Source organism: Acidovorax sp. DMC1, from assembly GCF_056314325.1.
In genome coordinates, this window is the sequence record NZ_JBQUYO010000001.1 from 942,532 (window position 1) to 960,242 (window position 17,711).

12 protein-coding genes are annotated in these 17,711 nt (G+C 64.4%); 6 read left to right on the top strand and 6 right to left on the bottom strand.

Going from position 1 to position 17,711, the window contains the following annotated elements; all coding sequences use genetic code 11:
- Positions 1-138: 138 nt before the first annotated feature.
- Together ACT531_RS04400 and ACT531_RS04405 are read right to left on the bottom strand one after the other, a co-directional pair.
- Positions 139-903, bottom strand: a complete 765-nt coding sequence (locus ACT531_RS04400) for a 16S rRNA (uracil(1498)-N(3))-methyltransferase (protein WP_476016602.1) — start codon at positions 901-903, stop codon at positions 139-141.
- Between the two features lie 104 nt (positions 904-1,007).
- A complete protein-coding gene (locus ACT531_RS04405; protein WP_476016603.1) occupies positions 1,008-2,162 on the bottom strand; it encodes an aminoglycoside phosphotransferase family protein in 1,155 nt (384 codons plus the stop codon).
- Between the two features lie 115 nt (positions 2,163-2,277).
- Here ACT531_RS04405 and ACT531_RS04410 point away from each other — a divergent pair, with 115 nt between their 5' ends.
- Genes ACT531_RS04410 through rsmA form a run of 3 tightly spaced genes read left to right on the top strand, consistent with a single transcriptional unit; the run spans position 2,278 to position 6,964 of the window.
- Positions 2,278-4,695: an LPS-assembly protein LptD gene (locus tag ACT531_RS04410; protein WP_476016604.1), complete on the top strand. Its 2,418-nt coding sequence runs from the start codon at positions 2,278-2,280 to the stop codon at positions 4,693-4,695.
- Positions 4,696-4,698: 3 nt separating this feature from the next.
- Positions 4,699-6,132 carry a peptidylprolyl isomerase gene (locus tag ACT531_RS04415; protein ID WP_476016605.1) on the top strand — a complete coding sequence of 478 codons (1,434 nt, stop codon included), beginning with the start codon at positions 4,699-4,701 and terminating at the stop codon, positions 6,130-6,132.
- A gap of 52 nt (positions 6,133-6,184) precedes the next feature.
- A complete protein-coding gene (gene rsmA, locus ACT531_RS04420) occupies positions 6,185-6,964 on the top strand; it encodes a 16S rRNA (adenine(1518)-N(6)/adenine(1519)-N(6))-dimethyltransferase RsmA (protein ID WP_060987760.1) in 780 nt (259 codons plus the stop codon).
- A 275-nt stretch (positions 6,965-7,239) separates the two neighbouring features.
- Here rsmA and ACT531_RS04425 read toward each other — a convergent pair whose 3' ends face one another.
- From ACT531_RS04425 to ACT531_RS04440, 4 genes are all read right to left on the bottom strand, one after another.
- Positions 7,240-7,449, bottom strand: a complete 210-nt coding sequence (locus ACT531_RS04425; protein WP_015016367.1) for a hypothetical protein — start codon at positions 7,447-7,449, stop codon at positions 7,240-7,242.
- Complete coding sequence (locus ACT531_RS04430) at positions 7,428-7,853, bottom strand: barstar family protein (protein ID WP_015016366.1); 426 nt, start codon at positions 7,851-7,853, stop codon at positions 7,428-7,430. Before ACT531_RS04430 ends, ACT531_RS04425 begins: the two co-directional genes overlap by 22 nt.
- Before the next feature lie 137 nt (positions 7,854-7,990).
- Positions 7,991-8,398 carry a guanyl-specific ribonuclease gene (locus tag ACT531_RS04435; RefSeq protein WP_015016365.1) on the bottom strand — a complete coding sequence of 136 codons (408 nt, stop codon included), beginning with the start codon at positions 8,396-8,398 and terminating at the stop codon, positions 7,991-7,993.
- A gap of 154 nt (positions 8,399-8,552) precedes the next feature.
- On the bottom strand, positions 8,553-10,898 hold the full coding sequence (locus ACT531_RS04440) for an NADP-dependent malic enzyme (RefSeq protein ID WP_209816761.1): 2,346 nt from the start codon (positions 10,896-10,898) through the stop codon (positions 8,553-8,555).
- A 364-nt stretch (positions 10,899-11,262) separates the two neighbouring features.
- On the opposite strand from ACT531_RS04440, the gene cysC reads away from it, so the two are divergent.
- The 3 genes from cysC to ACT531_RS04455 form a co-directional block, all read left to right on the top strand.
- The gene (cysC, locus tag ACT531_RS04445; protein ID WP_476016606.1) at positions 11,263-11,835 is read left to right on the top strand and encodes an adenylyl-sulfate kinase; all 573 of its coding nucleotides are present in this window, start codon (positions 11,263-11,265) and stop codon (positions 11,833-11,835) included.
- Positions 11,832-12,695, top strand: a complete 864-nt coding sequence (locus ACT531_RS04450; protein WP_476016607.1) for a sulfotransferase family protein — start codon at positions 11,832-11,834, stop codon at positions 12,693-12,695. Before cysC ends, ACT531_RS04450 begins: the two co-directional genes overlap by 4 nt.
- Before the next feature lie 70 nt (positions 12,696-12,765).
- A partial coding sequence (locus ACT531_RS04455; RefSeq protein WP_476016608.1) for an Ig-like domain-containing protein occupies positions 12,766-17,711 on the top strand: 4,946 nt, incomplete at its 3' end.

Here is a 17,711-nt window from a genome sequence, read left to right on the forward strand (position 1 = left end):
GCAGACCGCCCGAGACCGCAGATGCACACGGCGCGGTGATTCGTGCAGAGGAGCCCTAGGCCTTCGCCATGCCTTGACCAGGCTTTGTCCGGATGTGCAGCTCGCGTGGCGAGTCCGGTCTGCGGCGCGGGTGCAGCGCTACAGCGTGAGCGCTGCCAGGGCGGCCAGCGGGGCTGTTTCGGCACGCAGCACGCGGGGGCCCAGCGTGACCGGAGCAAAGCCGTGTTGCACCGCCAGGTCTTCTTCCGCAGGGCTCAGGCCACCCTCGGGGCCGGAGAGGAACAGCAAGGGGCGTTGGCCAGCCTCGCTGCCCGTAGCTTCGCGCAGCGGCACGGTACCGGGTCGCAGCGACAGCAGCAGGCGCTGGGGACGGTCCTGGTTCTCCGGAGAGGACGCCCCCTGCCCTGGTGAACGCAGCCAGCCCGCCAGATCGATGGCGGGGTGCACCACGGGCACGCGGTTGCGGCCGCATTGTTCGCAGGCGGCCACGGCCACGGCCTGCCAGTGGGCGATTTTCTTGTCGGCGCGCTCGCCCTTGAGCTTGAGCACGCTGCGCTCGGCCACCAGCGGGGTGATGCTGGCCACGCCGAGTTCGGTGGCTTTTTCGACCAGCCAGTCCATGCGCTCGTTGGCGGTGATACCCGCCAGCAGGTGCACGGCGCGGGGCGCCTCGCGCTCGATGGCGTGGTGCGCCCCTACCAGCACGCGCACATCGCTGCGGCCCATCTTGACCACAGTGGCATCGAACTCGCCGCCGGGGTCGCCCGCGCCCTGGCCGCCGTGGAACAGGGTGATGCCGTCACCGGGCTGCAGGCGCAGCACCTGCACATGGCGTGCGGCGCCCGGGGGCAGGTCCAGCTCGGTGCCGGTGGCCAGGGGGGCCGGGCAATGGAAACGGGGCATTTGCTATCTTTGTAATAGCTGCTAGCGCATGGTTTGTCTGCGCTTGAGCCGGTTTTTGCTTGATTTTTTTGGGCGTGCCGCGAAGTGAATGCAGGGCGCTGTGGCTACATGCGGCCGTACGCAAAGCCCACCACGGGCTCGGTGCCTTCGATCTGGTCCAGCATCTTGAGCAGCGGCCCCAGCTGGCGGTAGCGGTTGGCCGTGGCGCGGATGTAGGCGATGAACCGGGGCGCATCGGCCAGGTACTTGGGCTTGCCGTCGCGCAAGGTCAGCCGCGCAAAAATGCCCGCGACCTTGAGGTGCCGCTGCAGGCCCATCCACTCCACCGCGCGGTAGAACTCGCCAAAGTCATCGCCCCAGCCGCTGGCGCTGTTGGCGCCCAGCAATCCGGCCTTGCGCGCCTTCTCCCAGTAACGCACGGTAATGTCGATGACGAATTCTTCTTCCCAGCTGATGAACGCGTCGCGCAGCAGGCTGGCGATGTCGTAGGTGATGGGGCCGTAGACCGCGTCCTGGAAGTCCAGCACGCCCAGGGGTGCACCTGCTTCCACCGGCGCCATCAGGTTGCGGGTCATGAAGTCGCGGTGCACATAGACCTGTGGGGCGGCCAGGTTGTGCGCCACGATGGCATCAAAGGCGCTGCCCAAGGTCGCCTGCTGTTTGTCGTCCAGGGCGATGGCGCGGTGTTTGCCCAGGTACCAGTCGGGGAACAGCGCCAGCTCGCGGCGCAGCAGAGGCTCGTCGTAGGCGGGCAGCACGCCGGGGGTGGATGCCTTTTGCCACTGCAGCAGCACATCGGTGGCCTGCTGGTACCAAGCGTAGGCGTCCTGGGGTTTTTCAGGGTTCAGCCGCTCGATCACGGTCTGGTGGCCCAGGTCGGACAGCAGCATGAAGCCGGTGGGCTCATCAAAAGCCAGGATCTGCGGCACGTTCAGCCCGGCGGCGGCCATCAGGCCCTGCACTTGGACAAAGGGCTTGCAGTTCTCCTTGTCGGGCGGTGCATCCATCACGATGCGGCTGGCGCCTGTGGCCGTGTCAATGCGCAGATAGCGGCGGAAGCTGGCATCGGCCGACGCGGGGCGCAGCGTGGCGGGCAGCAACTGGTGCGGTCCCACCAAGGGGGCCAGCCAGGCGTCAAAGGCCGCACGGCGGGCGGCATCAGGCCAGCTGACGTGGGTGGAGGCGGCGGGCGCAGCAGGTGCGGCCACGGTGGCGCCCGGGGGCTGGCCAGCGGGCGATGGGGGGATGGGGTGGCTCATGGATAATCCGATTTTACAAACCGGTCGTGGCTGGCGCCGTGCGCGCTGGCCGGGGCCGGTCCCTTTGTCCGCTACCGCTCCATCACCCCACGTGCCACGCTGCCAGCCACCCACCGTGCAGAACCTCACCTCCCTTCGCGCCCGGCCCGCCACGGCGAAGTCTGCACGGCTGCGGCCCCCCGTGCCCCGCGTGCTGGCCCTGGGCGTTGCGCTGGCCTGGTGTGGCCTGCCGCTGGCGGCCCTGGCCCAGGACGCCGCCGCACCCAGCGCCTGGGATGCGCCTCCGGCGCTGCGGTCCTCCCCGCTGCTGCAGGAAAAGATTCCCGACGCCGTGCGCTCGCAATTGCCTGTGTTTGTGAAGGGCGATCACATCAGCGGCCAGACGGACCTGAACGCACTGATCGAAGGCAATGCCGAACTGCGCCGGGGCGACACGGTCATCCGTGCGGACCGGCTGGACTACAACGTGCCCGAAGACCTGGCCAAAGCCAACGGCAAGGTGCGCATCAACCGCGCAGGCAATGTCTACGAAGGCACGGCGCTGGAGCTGCGGGTGGAGGCCTTCGAGGGCTTCTTCAGCGATGCGCGCTACCGCTTTCTGGCCACGCAGGCGCACGGAGATGCGACGCGGGTGGACTTTGTGGACCGCTACCGCGCTGTGGTGCACAACGGCACCTACACCACCTGCGAGCGTGGCAACGAAGAAAGCTGGCAGCCCGACTGGGTGCTGCGCGCCGCCACCATCCGCATCGACAACGAGGAAGAGGTCGGCACGGCCGAAGACGCGGTGCTGGAGTTCAAGGGCATCTCGGTGCTGCCCATTCCGTACATCACCTTCCCGCTGTCGGAAAAGCGCAAGTCCGGCCTGCTGCCACCCACCATCGGGCTCGACAGCCGCGATGGCGTGACCTACATGCAGCCGTACTACTGGAACATCGCCCCCAACCGCGATGCCACCTTGCGCGCCGCGCTCATGACCAAGCGGGGGGCCAATGTGGGCGGCGAGTTCCGGTATCTGGAGCCGGCTTATCACGGACAGATCAGTGCCGATGTGATGCCTACGGACCGGCTGCGTGATCGAGCGCGGTGGAGTTTCTCGGGCCAGCATCAAGGCGCATTCAACACTGGTATTGGTGGGTTGGGACTCAACCTGAACCTCAATCGCGTGAGTGACGACAACTACTGGCGCGACTTCAGCCGCGCCACCGAGCAGCTGCGCCAGCGCCTCCTGCCCAACGATGCCACCTTGTCCTGGGGTGGTAATGACATGTCGGCCACGGTGCGCACCCTCAAATGGCAGACGCTGCAGGACGTCACGTCGCCCATCGTGCCTCCGTATGACCGCATGCCGCAGGTGCAATGGCGCTACAACCCCTTGCAGCTGGGCGGTGGATTCGATGCCAGCGTCGAGCTGGACACCACGCGCTTCGAAGCGGCCCGCGCGCTCACCGGCCAGCCCAACGCCGACCGCAGCTACGCCATGGCGCAGATCAGCCGCCCCTTCCTGTCGCCAGGCGGCTTCATCACCCCACGCCTGCAGCTGCATGCCACGCAGTACCAGTTTGATTCGGCCCTCTCCAACGGCCAGCGCTCGGCCAGCCGCACACTGCCCACCTTCAGCCTGGACAGCGGCCTGGTGTTCGAGCGCGACGCCGCCTACTTCGGCCGGGCCTTCCTGCAGACGCTGGAGCCCCGGGCGTTCTACACCTACACGCCCTACCGCGACCAGAGCATGCTGCCGGTGTATGACTCGGCGGCCAATGACTTCAACTTTGCAACCATCTACACCGAGAACGCGTTTGGCGGCAACGACCGGCTGGCCGACAACAACCTGCTGACCCTGGGCGTGACCACCCGCCTGCTGGACCCTGAGTCGGGTGCCCAGGCAGCGCGCTTCGGTATTGCACAGCGGGTGCGGTTCTCGGACCAGAAGGTGACCTTGCCAGGCGGCACGCCGGTGAGCGAGCGCCTGTCGGACCTCCTGCTGGGCGCGGGCATCAACTGGACACCCCAGTGGGGCTTTGACTCCACCGTGCAGTACAACCCCAAGACCGGGCAGTCCATCCGCTCCACCATCGGCGCGCGCTACAGCCCCAGCAACTACCGGACGGTGAGCGCGGCCTACCGCTTGCAGCGTGGCACCAGCGAACAGATCGATATCGGCTGGCAGTGGCCGTTGAACGACCTGTGGGGCGACAAGGGCAAGGACCTGGGCCCCGGCCGTGGCCAGGGCGGCGGGCGCTGGTACAGCGTGGGCCGCCTGAACTACAGCATGAAGGACCGCAAGCTGGTGGACACCGTGGTGGGCTTCGAGTACGACAGCTGCTGCTGGATCGGCCGCGTGGTGCTGGAGCGCCTGCAAAGCAGCGTGACCAGCTCCAACACGCGCCTGCTGTTCCAGATCGAATTCGTGGGCTTCTCCCGCCTGAGCCTGGGTTCCAGCCCGCTCGACTCCTTCAAGCAAAATGTGCCGCGTTACCAGAACCTGCGCGAGCAGGTATCCACGCCCAGCCGCTTCAGCAACTACGACTAGACCATGAATCACCGTGTACTCGCACTGGCCTTGACGGCCGCGTTGGCATCCCTCGTGGCGCAAGGCGCTGCGGCCCAGGGCCTGCGTCCTTCGGGGGCCTCGTCTTCGGGCAAGACCGGGTTGTCCTCCTCGCCGTCGTCGCTGACCGCGCGCCCTGCGGCCGTGCCCTCTGTCACGTTGCCTGCGCCTTCCGCCAGCACGGCTCCGCGCTCGGCCGATTTCATCGTGGCGGTGGTCAACTCCGAGCCGGTGACCAATTACGAAGTGCGCTCGCGCCTGGCCCGTGCCGAGGCGCAGATCGCCAAGCAGGGCGGTGCCATGCCACCGCGCGATGCGCTGGCACGCGAAGTCCTTGAACGCATCATTCTGGAAAAGGTGCAGCTGCAGCAGGCGCGCGAATCGGGCATCAAAGTGGATGACTACGCCGTGTCGCAGGCCGAGCAGGGTGTGGCCCGCCAGAACGACATGACGGTGGACGAGCTGTATGCGCGCCTGGCCCGCGACGGCATGAGCAAGGACCGTTTTCGCGAAGAGCTGCGCAACCAGCTGCTGCAGCAGCGCCTGCGCGAACGCGAAGTCGAAGCACGCGTGAAGGTCAGCGACCTGGATGTGGACCAGTTCCTGCGCGAAGAGCAAAAGGGCACGGACGTCGCTGCCATGGAGATCAACCTCGGCCATGTGCTGGTGGTGGTACCTGAAAACGCCACTCCCGCGCAGGTGGCCGAACGGCAGGCACGCGCACAGCGTGCGGCCGACAAGGTGCGCGCGGGCGAAGACTTTGCGGCGGTGGCCCGCGAGTTCTCCGATGCGCCCGAAGGCCAGCGGGCTGGCGGTTTGCTGGGCCTGCGGCCTGCAGACCGTTATCCGGAACTGTTCGTGAACTCCACCCTCGGCCTGCCGGTGGGCTCCATCGTGGGCCCGGTGCGCTCGCCGGCGGGCTTTCACGTGCTCAAGGTGGTGGAACGTGTGACGGCCGGCATGCCGACCACGGTGGTGCAAAACCATGCGCGCCATATCCTGCTGCGCACGGGCCCTCAGTTGTCCGAAGCCGCCGCCGCCGCGCGCCTTGCCGACTACCGCCGTCGGGTGCTGGCCGGGCAGGCCGACTTTGCCGCCCTGGCGCGGGAGCATTCGCAGGATGGCAGCTCCAAGGAAGGTGGTGATCTGGGCTGGGCCAACCCTGGCCGGTATGTGCCCGAGTTCGAGCAGGCGCTGGATGCCCTCAAGCCTGGCGACATCAGCGAACCTGTGGTCTCGCGCTTCGGCGTGCACCTGATCCAGCTGCTGGAGCGCCGCGAGGCCAAGCTCACCCAGCGCGAGCAGCGTGACATGGCACGCAACGTGGTGCGCGAGAAGAAACTCGACGAGGCCTATGCCACCTGGGCGCAAGAGCTGCGCGGGCGCGCGTACGTCGAGTACCGCGAGCTACCCCAGTGAGTGCAGTCCCTAGCTCCCAGCAGTCCCAGACACCACAACAGATAAGGTCGCGTTGAAACACATTCCCCGCAAGCGCTTCGGACAACATTTCCTGTCCGACCAGGGCATCATCGACGGCATTGTGCAGGCCATTGCGCCGCTGCCCGGCCAGCCCATGGTCGAGATCGGGCCCGGCCTGGCTGCGCTGACGCAGCCTCTGGTGGAGCGCCTCGGGCGCCTTACCGTCATCGAACTGGACCGCGACCTGGCCCTGCGCTTGCGTCTGCATGGGCAGCTCGATGTGATCGAGTCGGACGTGCTGAAGGTGGACTTCACGGCGCTCGCGCAGACCCTGCGCGATAAGGCCGGGCAGCCCGGATTGCGGCTGCGTGTGGTGGGCAACTTGCCCTACAACATCTCCACCCCCATCCTTTTCCACCTGCTGGACCATGTGCAGGTCATCGAAGACCAGCACTTCATGCTGCAAAAGGAAGTGATCGACCGCATGGTGGCCAGCCCTGCCACGGGCGATTACGGGCGCCTGTCGGTGATGCTGCAGTGGCGCTACGCCATGGAAAACGTGCTGTTCGTGCCGCCCGAGAGCTTCGACCCCCCGCCCCGCGTGGACAGCGCCGTCGTGCGCATGGTGCCGTATGCCGAGCCGGCGCCGTTGTCGGTGCCGTTGCTGGAGGAACTGGTCCAGGTTGCTTTCAGCCAGCGCCGCAAGCTCCTGCGCCACACGCTGGGCCGCTGGCTCGAAGCCCGCCAGTTTGCTGGTGAATTCGACACCCAGCGCCGCGCCGAAGAAGTGCCCGTGGCCGAGTACGTGGCACTGGCGCAGAATTGCTCTTGAATTAATAGCTGACAGCGCTTATTGAACAGGCGCCGGCGATTTATGGGGGAAAAAACGGGGGTGCAGCGCACCCGCATCATCCGCATCAATGGCGGGAAACAAGGCCTGCCTCGGGGGTGGCAAGCGCTTGATTCAACTCTGCCCCTGACGATGGGCGAGATACCGTGCGAGAGACACCGCGCAAGGGCCGCCCCGCCGCGCGGGTGTCGTCCCCCTTCCCGGCGAAGCCGAGAGAAGGGGGATGCGGCGTAGCCGCTCAGGGGGATGTACCGAATTCAGGCGGCGCTGAGCCAATACCCGGCGTTGAATGGGCTGCTCATGCGCAGCGCCATGGGCGATACGTCCACAAGTTTGTCCGTGGGCATCTTCTCAGCGGGTTCGCCGTTGATCTCGATGCCTTCGACGGCCTGGGTGTCGCTAGCCTCGTTCGCCCGTTCTGCTTGGCTGGTGGATGCAGAACGGGCTACAGAAAAGAATAGAAACACCGGAAGGGGATCTTGCGATCGCCCCAGTAGTCGGCTGCGTCGCGGAAGATGTCGAGCAGCTGCTCGCGCGCTTCCTTGTCGAACTTGCCCGTGGCTGGAATCTGCTCCAGCACCACAATGAAACCAGGCTGCGGGCCCGATTTGTGCAAAGGGTCTGTCATGCAGTCGTACAACGCATCGAAGTTCTTGCCGAAGTGCGATGGGAACGTGAATTGGGCGGCAATCAGGTCGAGCACATCCTGCTTGGACTGCGCGTGGGCCAGATTGGCGTACAAGAAATGGTGACCCATGGAGGTGGCTGCATCCTGCAGGTCCTGCACGCGGAAGGCGCGAATGGACTGCACGATGTTGGTGCGCACGCCACGCAGTGGCGTTTCCAGGTCTTTACGAAGTGGCGTCTGCATCTCCGCTACTCTTTCTTTATAAAGTCCACAAACTTCTGGCATCTCACAGGCTGCAGGATGCGGCCTGTGAATGGGGAATTCAATGGGGCGCGGCGTACGTTTTCAGGGATGGGCTGGCTGGCGCACACCGCAGGGGGTTACTCGACGATCTCGCGAAAACTGGCGTAGTGGTCGCTGGTGTAGTAGCAGGCGTCCGGTGTCCGGGGCTTGCCGCCACACACGATGCGCCGGGCTCCCCGGTCGCGCGATCCTGGTGTTCTGACGGTGTATTCACGGTAGTAGCCCCGCTTTTGGGCGGGCAACAGCCGCTCGCGATTGCCAAAAACCGATCCGTCCTTGTCGTACGGAAAGGGCCCGCCCTCACGGATCAGCGCATACGTTGTCCGCCCTTGGGGCGGCAACTCGGCCAGTGCGATAGGGGTGGTGGACCCGCTTTCGGACGGGGATTTCCGGGCATGTCCCGCGACCGGAGACAGCACGAAAGCAACACCCAAAACACACAATAACCCTGCCTTGCGCGCCCGGGTGGCTACAGCCTTCAGCATCAACGAACCTTTCAGAAACTACGGGTTAACCCGAAATTTCGAGCCGCTAGTGTCGCTCAACGGTCCCCAAAAAGCAAGCGTCTGCACAAAGATTGGGCAGACGCTGAAGGGCTTTGCAAGGGTTTTAAGTTAGCGCTTGCTACCGGATATTGGCTTATCTCGCCACGTTGGCATCGGCCACGGTGAGGGCTGTCATGTTCACGATACGGCGCACAGTGGCGCTGGGCGTCAGGATATGAACCGGCTTGGCCGCGCCCAGCAGCACGGGGCCGATGGCGATGCCGCCACCCGCCGCCGTCTTGAGCAGGTTGTAGGCAATGTTGGCGGCGTCGATGTTGGGGAACACCAGCAGGTTGGCGTCGCCAGTCAGCTCGCTGCTGGGCATGAGTGCCGAACGGGCCTTGCCGTCCAGCGCCACGTCGCCATGCATTTCGCCGTCCACTTCCAGCCAGGGCGCCTGCTGGCGCAGCAGCTCCAGGGTCTGGCGCATCTTCACCGCGCTGGGGCTGTTGCTGGTGCCAAAGTTGGAGTGCGACAGCAGCGCGGCCTTGGGCTTGATGCCAAAGCGCATCATTTCCTCGGCGGCCAGGGCGGTGATCTCTGCCAGCTCCTGCGGCGTGGGGTCGTAGTTGACGTGCGTGTCCACCAGGAACACCTGGCGGCCGGGCAGCATCAGGCCGTTCATGCAGGCGTACACCGGAACGTCCTGTGCGGTGCTGTCGGCGCCGCCCGCGTGCTTGCCGATCACCTGGTCGATGTACATCAGGTGGTTGGCCGTGGTGCCCCAGGTGCCGCAGATCAGGCCATCCACCTCGCCCTTGTGCAGCATCATCGAACCAATGAGCGTGAGGCGGCGGCGCATCTCGATCTTCGCGACCTGCTGGGTGATGCCCTTGCGCTCGGTCATGCGGTGGTAGGTCTGCCAGAAGTCGCGGTACCGGTGGTCGAAGTCGGTGTTGACCACGTCGTAGTCCACGCCTTCCTTCAGGCGCAGGCCAAACTTTTCGATGCGCTGGGCGATGATGGCGGGGCGCCCGATCAGCGTGGGACGGGCGACCCGTTCGTCCACCACGATCTGTGCAGCGCGCAGCACGCGTTCTTCTTCACCTTCGGCATAGGCCACGCGCTTCTTGGCGGCGTTGCGGGCCGCGTCGAAGATGGGCTTCATCGTCGTGCCCGAGGCATACACAAAGGTCTGCAGACGGTCGCGGTAAGCGTCCATGTCGGCGATGGGTCGCTGCGCCACGCCGCTGTCCATGGCGGCCTGGGCCACTGCGGGCGCGATCTTCATCATCAGCCGTGGGTCGAACGGCTTGGGGATCAGGTATTCGGGGCCGAAGGTCAGCTTCTCGCCCACGTAGGCGGCTGCCACCACCTCGCTTTGCTCGGCCTGGGCCAGCTCGGCAATCGCGTGCACGGCCGCAATTTCCATCTCATCGGTGATGGTGGTGGCACCGCAGTCCAGCGCGCCCCGGAAGATGTACGGGAAGCACAGGACGTTGTTCACCTGGTTCGGATAGTCCGAACGGCCCGTGGCCATGATGATGTCGTTGCGCACGCTGTGCGCCAGCTCGGGCGTGATCTCGGGGTTGGGGTTCGCCAGCGCGAAGATCACCGGGCGCTCGGCCATGGTGGCCACCATTTCGGGCTTGAGCACGTTGCCGGCCGACAGGCCCAGGAACACGTCGGCGCCGACCATCACTTCGGCCAACTTGCGCGCGTCGGTCTTCTGCATGAACTGGCGCTTGTCGTCGTCCATCAGTTCTTCGCGGCCTTCATAGACCACACCGGCCAGGTCGGTGACGAACACGTTCTTGCGCTGCACGCCGACCTTGAGCAGCAGGTTCAGGCAGGCCAGGGCCGCAGCGCCCGCGCCGCTGGTGACCAGCTTGACGTCTTCAATCTTCTTGCCTGCCACTTTCAGCGCATTCACGATGGCAGCCGCCACCGTGATCGCGGTGCCGTGCTGGTCGTCGTGAAAGACCGGGATCTTCATGCGCTTGCGCAACTCGCGCTCCACGTAGAAGCAATCCGGGGCCTTGATGTCTTCGAGGTTGACGGCGCCAAAGGTGGGCTCCAGCGCTGCGATCACCTCCACCAGCTTGGCGGGGTCCTTTTCGTCGATCTCTATGTCGAACACATCGACGCCCGCGAACTTCTTGAACAGGACGGCCTTGCCTTCCATCACCGGCTTGGAGGCCAGCGCGCCAATGTCGCCCAGGCCCAGCACGGCGGTGCCGTTGGAAATCACAGCCACCAGGTTGCCGCGCGAGGTGTAGCGGAAGGCGTTGGCAGGGTCCTTCACGATCTCTTCGCAGGGCGCGGCCACACCTGGCGAGTAAGCCAGCGCGAGATCGTGCTGGTTGATCATCTGTTTGGTCGCGGCAATGGCCAACTTGCCCGGCTTGGGAAACTCGTGGTACTCGAGAGCGGCACGGCGCAACTGGGCACGCTTGTCGGAATCGTTGTTGTTGTTCTGGGCCGTGGTGTTCTCGGGCATTCAGTGTCTCCAACTCAGGGGGTGAGGGGCCAAAACCGTACTCCAGCGGGTCTGCAGCAGGCTGTCAGCTTTGTAAGGGTCTGCGATTGTAGGGGGATGTGCGTAAAAACCCTAGTAAGCGAATCTGCTTATGTGGGTGGAGGTGTCGTGACTTTTTTAAATACTTCGTCACTTGGATCGTGGCCACAGTCACGCGCGGCCAATTCATCGAGGGGGCGATGTTCTAGATGCTAAACACAACGTTTGGCAAATCAGAAAGTGACAGCGGAGAAGACATTGAGTAAAACCAAGGTCTCTGAATTGTTAATTTTCTGGCGCCTGCCTTTCGAGGCCTCATTCAGAACCTGCTTGTGCGACAGGGAAGGTGAGAGCCAATGAACGAAACCCGATGAAACAACAAACGGCCGCCACCTGGTGGCTCACAGGCTTGCCCGGCGCTGGAAAAACCACACTGGCTCAGGCTTTGGCTGTGGCATTGCGCGCGCGTGGCGAGCCTGCCTGTGTGATAGACGGTGATGAGTTGCGTGCAGGCTTGTGCAACGATCTCGGATTTGACGATGCTAGCCGCGCTGAAAACGTGCGTCGTGCAGCGCACCTCGCTCAGATACTCAACGCCAACGCTGTTCATGCCATAGTTGCCATGGTTTCTCCTGCGGCGGTTCCACGGGCCTCGGCGTACGCCACAATCGGTTCGGAGCGTTGCTATGAAATTCATGTCAGCACTCCGCTAGAAGTCTGCGAGACGCGCGATCCCAAGGGTCTCTACGCGCGAGCCCGGGCAAACCCTCTGTCACAGATGACTGGTGTACAAGCTGGGTACGAATGCCCAGCTGCTCCAGCACTGCGAATCGACACCAGCCAGACTGACTTGCAAGTGGCAGTGCAGCAATTGCTGCAAATCCAGTCCTGCTCATTTTTTTCCTGTCATCGTTCATGAGTCTTTCGACGTCTCCCCGCTACCACTTCATTTCAGGTCTGCCGCGCTCGGGGTCGACCTTGCTATCAGCCCTGCTGTTGCAAAACCCCCGCTTTCACGCCGGCATGACCAGCCCCGTGGGTGGCCTGTTCAAAAGCATGCTTAACCAGCTAGGTGCGGGCAGCGAGTTTGGCCCCGTGGTCACCACGGAGCAACGCCGGCGCCTGTCACGCGGCCTGTTCGACAGCTACTACGCTGACCAAGCGGACAAAAAGGAAGTCATCTTCGACACCAACCGCATGTGGAGCGCACAGATGCCCGCGCTCATGGACCTGTTCCCGGGTGCCAAGCTCATTGCCTGCGTGCGCAATGTGGCCTGGGTGATGGACAGCATTGAGCGCCGCTACCGCGCCAACCCCTTTGAGATCACCCGATTGTTCAGCGACGACACCGAGCGCAACACCGTCTACAGCCGCGTTGATACGCTTGCGCAGCGCAATCGGATGGTCGGCTACCCGTGGACCGCGCTCAAAGAAGCCTTCTACGGCGAACATGCCAGCTCACTGCTGCTGGTGGACTACGAACTCCTGGCCCAGGCACCGCACAAGGTGCTGCCGCTGATTTACCAGTTCTTGGGCGAACCTGAGTTTGCGCACAACTTCGAGAACGTGAAGTACGACGCTCCCGAGTTTGATGAAGCGCTGGGCCTGCGCGGGCTGCACCAGGTGCGCGCGCAGGTTGGCCTACTGCCGCGCGAGACCATCTTGCCGCCAGACCTGTTTGAGCAGTACAGCAAGCTGTCGTTTTGGCAGGACGGGGCCAACAGCCGCGCGAGTGTCATCACCGCCAAGCCCGCACCGACCGTACCGGGCACTTCCTGAAATCACTACGTTATTGATAGCTGCTACCGCAATTTCCATAGACACTAGAGCCATATTCACCAAAAAAATCATGACCACTGACCAAACGCCTGTCGCATCCGTTTCCGGCGCACATGAAGTGCTCTTCATCGACAGCCGGGTGCCTGATCTGCAGGCCATCCTTGCTGCAACCCGACCGGGCGTAAAGGTGGTCATCCTGGACCCCAATGAAAGCGGCGTGGCCCAGATGGCCAAGGCGCTGGAGGGGGAGCATGGGCTGGCGTCCATCAGCGTGGTCTCACACGGCGACGAAGGCTTGCTACTGCTGGGCAACGGCCCGTTGTTCAGCGGCACCCTTGAGCAATACCAAGCGGAGCTGCAAGCCATTGGTGCCGCGTTGGGGCCTAACGGTGATCTGCTGCTGTACGGTTGCGACGTGGGCGCGGGCGAAGCGGGAGCGCAGTTTGTGCAGGCGCTGGCGCAACTGACGGGGGCCGATGTGGCGGCCAGCAACGACAGCACGGCGGGTACCGTGCGTGGAGGCGACTGGGATCTGGAGATCACCACGGGGCAGATCGAAGCGCCTGCGGTACTGGATGCGCAAAGCCTGCAGGGTTATGACGGCAGCCTAGTCACGATCAGCGTTAATTCCTTGGCGAATCTCAAGGCTGCCATAGCCACTGGCAATACCGATGGTCAGGACGACATCATCACGCTGACGGGAAATATCACGTTTGCGAGCGCGGCGGATGCCGTTGCCATCAATGTGACGGATGGCCACAAGTTGTCCATAGCCGGCGGCGGGTTCACATTGAGCGGCAACAATCTAACGCGGGTGCTGGATGTCAATTCATCTGGGGTTGGCTCGTCGGTGGCCATCGACAACCTCACCATTACCAACGGCTTTCTGACAGGAAATGGTGGTGACATAGGAGTGAATGCCACCGGGGGGGCTGGCGGCGATGCCCTGGGCGCGGGCATCCGCAATGCGGGTACCCTCACCATCACCAACAGCGCCATCACCGCCAACAAGGCTGCGGGCGGTGGTGGAGCCGGTAGCCAGGTTGGCGGCGGCGGCGGCGCTGGTGGTGGTGGCGGCGGATTTGGCTCCACGTTTGGTGGCGCAGGTGGGGCCAATCCTGGGACCACGCCTGCGACACCTGCTACGGCAGGCACGGGTGGAAATGGTGCTGGATACGTTTCTTCACCCACGCAGTATTTAGGTGGGAAAGGCGGATCGACCATCGGAGGCGCTGGCGGAACCTATGGCGGCTATACGTCTGGAGGAGCTGGTGCCACCGCCAACAACGGCTCCATCAGCATTGGCGGAGGTGGTGGCGGTGCCGGCTATGACCGCGCTGGCGGACGGGGAGGCGACGCTGCAGGAGCCATCTACAACACTGGCTCCCTCACCATCCTTGGCAGTTCTATTACGAACAACATCGCAGCGGGTGGCGGTGGTGGCGGCGGCGCTGCGGCGGCCAGCGGCAACAGCGGAGATGGAGGCGCGGGAGGCGCCAGCATCGGTGCTATCTGGAACAAGGGTGGAATGGCAATGCTGGACAGCGCCACGACGGCGACACTGTCCACTGGCAATGTGGGGGTCGGTGGAGCTGGCGGTAGCGCAACCAAAGTCGGCAGCAGTCCCGGCACGGCAGGCTCATCGACGTCAACCATCAGCACCACGAATGGGGGCACGCAAAATACCAACTATGTGCCAGATGTCACGCCCCCCACTGCGACCGTCGTGGTCGCCAATACCAGTCTGAATTCCGGCGGTACCTCGCTGGTCACCATCACCTTCTCCGAAGCCGTGACTGGTCTCACTTCGTCCGACCTAACTGTGCAGAACGGTACGGTTGGCACCTTGACCAGCGGTGACGGTGGCATCACCTGGACCGGCACGTTGACGGCGGCCAGCAACATTGCCGACACTACCAACGTGATCACGCTGGACAACACCGGCGTCGTCGACCTGGCCGGCAACGCGGGTGTGGGTACCACCAATTCGAACAATTACGTGGTCAACGACACGGTGGCGCCGACCGCGAGCATCGTGGTGGCCGATACCGCGCTCCGAAGCGGTGAAACCTCGGCAGTGACCATTACGTTCACCGAAGCCGTGACCGGTTTCACCACCGCCGACCTGACGGTGGCGAACGGCACAATCACCGGCCTGAGCAGCGCCGACGGTGGCATCACCTGGACCGCGACCCTGATACCGGACGCCGATATCACCGACACCACGAACCTGGTGGTCTTGGACAAGACAGGTGTCGCCGACCTGTCCGGCAACACCGGGGTGGGCACCACCAGCTCCAACAATTACGCCATCGATACCCTGCGCCCGACTGCCACCATCGTAGTGGCCGATCTGTCGTTGAGCATCGGTGAAACGTCCCTGGTGAACATCACCTTCAATGAAGCAGTGGCCGGCTTCACCACCGCCGACCTGACGGTCGCCAACGGCTCGGTGATCGGGCTGAGCAGCGCCGATGGCGGCATCACCTGGACCGGGACCCTGACCCCGACCGCCAGCGTCACTGACACCACCAACGTGATCACGCTGAACAGTGGTGGCGTTGTCGACCTGTACGGCAACGCCAACTCGGGCACCACCGACTCCAACAACTACGCGATCGACACGGTGCGCCCGACCGCCATGATCGTGGTGGACGACACCGCGCTGGCCGCTGGCGAAACCTCACTGGTGACCATCACCTTCAGCGAAGCCGTCACCGGCTTCACCAACGCCGACCTCACCGTAGCCAATGGCACGCTCAGCGCCGTGTCCTCTGCCGACGGCGGCATCACCTGGACGGCCACCCTCACCCCCACAGCCAGCATCAATGACGCCACCAACGTCATCACGCTTGCCAACACCGGCGTAGCCGATCTGGCTGGCAACGCAGGCATCGGCACCACCAACTCCAACAACTACACCATCAACACGCTGAGTCCTACCGCGACCATCGTCGTGGCTGACGCGGCGCTCGCCATTGGCGAGACCTCGCTAGTGACTATCACCTTCAGCGAAGCCGTCACCGGCTTTGACAACAGCGACCTTGCAGTGGCCAACGGCACCCTCAGTGCCGTCAGCTCAAGCGACGGCGGTATTACCTGGACGGCGACCCTCACTCCCACGGCAGGCATCACCGACGCCACCAACGTCATCACCCTGGACAACACCGGCGTGACCAACGCAGGCGGCAACGTAGGCCCCGGCACGACCAACTCCAACAACTACGCCATCGACTCCCAGCGTCCCACCGCCACCGTGGTGGTGGCGGACACCGTCTTGGCCATCGGAGAAACCTCCGGCGTCACCATCACCTTCAGCGAAGCCGTCACCGGCTTCAGCACTGCTGATCTCACGGCTGCCAACGGCACACTGAGCAATCTGAGCACTTCGGACAACATTACCTACACCGCGACCTTTACCCCCACGGCGGGCATCACCGACACCACCAACCTCATCACGCTGGACAACACCGGGGTGATAGACACCGCAGGCAACGCAGGCACGGGCACCACCGACTCCAACAACTACGTCATCGACAGCCAGCGCCCCACCGCTACCGTGGTGGTATCCGATGCGGCCCTGACCGCAGGCGAGACCTCGCTGGTCACCATCACCTTCAGCGAAGCGGTCACCGGCTTTACCAGCGCCGACCTCTCGATCGCCAACGGCACGCTCAGCACCGTGTCCTCCGCCGACGGCGGCATCACTTGGACCGCCACACTCACCCCCACGGCCAGCGTGGACGACGCCACCAACCTCATCACCCTGGACAACACCGGCGTGGCCGACCTGGCTGGCAACGCGGGCACTGGCACCACCGACTCCAACAACTACACCATCAACACGGTGCGCCCCACCGCCAGTATCGTGGTGGCCGATGCCGCGCTGACCGTGGGTGAGACCTCGACAGTCACTATCACCTTCAGCGAAGCCGTCACAGGCTTCACCAACGCCGACCTCACAGTGGCCAACGGCACGCTCAGCGCCGTGTCCTCCAGCGATGGAGGCATCACCTGGACGGCCACCCTCACCCCTGCAGCAGGCATCACCGACACCACTAACCTCATCACCCTGGATAACACCGGCGTGGCCAACGCAGGCGGCAACACAGGCACAGGCACCACCGACTCCAACAACTACGCCATCGACACTGCGCGGCCCACGGCCACCGTGGTGGTCGCGGACACCGCCTTGGCCATCGGAGAAACCTCCGGCGTCACCATCACCTTCAGCGAAGCCGTCACCGGCTTCACCAACGCCGACCTCACAGTGGCCAACGGCACCCTCAGCGCCGTCAGCTCAGGCGACGGTGGCCTCACCTGGACGGCCACCTTCACGCCGACGGCGGGCATCACCGACACCACCAACCTCATCACCCTGGACAACACCGGCGTGGCGGACGCGGCAGGCAACGCAGGCACGGGCACCACCGACTCCAACAACTACGTGGTAGACACCCTGGCGCCCGTGCTGGCCAGCGCCACAGTCAACGGCAACCAACTGGTGCTCACCTACACCGAGGCCGCCACGCTGGATGCGACCAACGCGCCTGCCACCACAGACTTCACAGTCGCGGTTGGCGCCACCGCCAACACCGTCACCGCTGTGGCCGTGAACGCCGCCGCCAAGACCGTCACCCTGACCCTGACCGCCGCCGTGGTGTCAGGCCAGGCGGTCACGGTGGCCTACACGGACCCCACGGCAGGCAACGACAACAACGCCATTCAGGACGCAGCAGGCAACGATGCGGCCAGCTTCGCCGCCACGTCCGCCACAAACCTCACCCCGGCCATTCCAGACCCCGAACCAGAGCCGACCCCGCCCACGCCAGTCCCGCCGACCCCACCCACCCCAGGCGTGCCCGACAACGACGGCATCCCTCCCACCGTGGAAGACCAGACACCCGGCATCCCTGGCCCCGGCGGCAACACCACCCCCGGAGACGGCAACGGAGACGGCATCAAGGACAGCGAGCAGCCCTCGGTAGGCTCCATCGGCTTCGTGCTCAGCCCTAC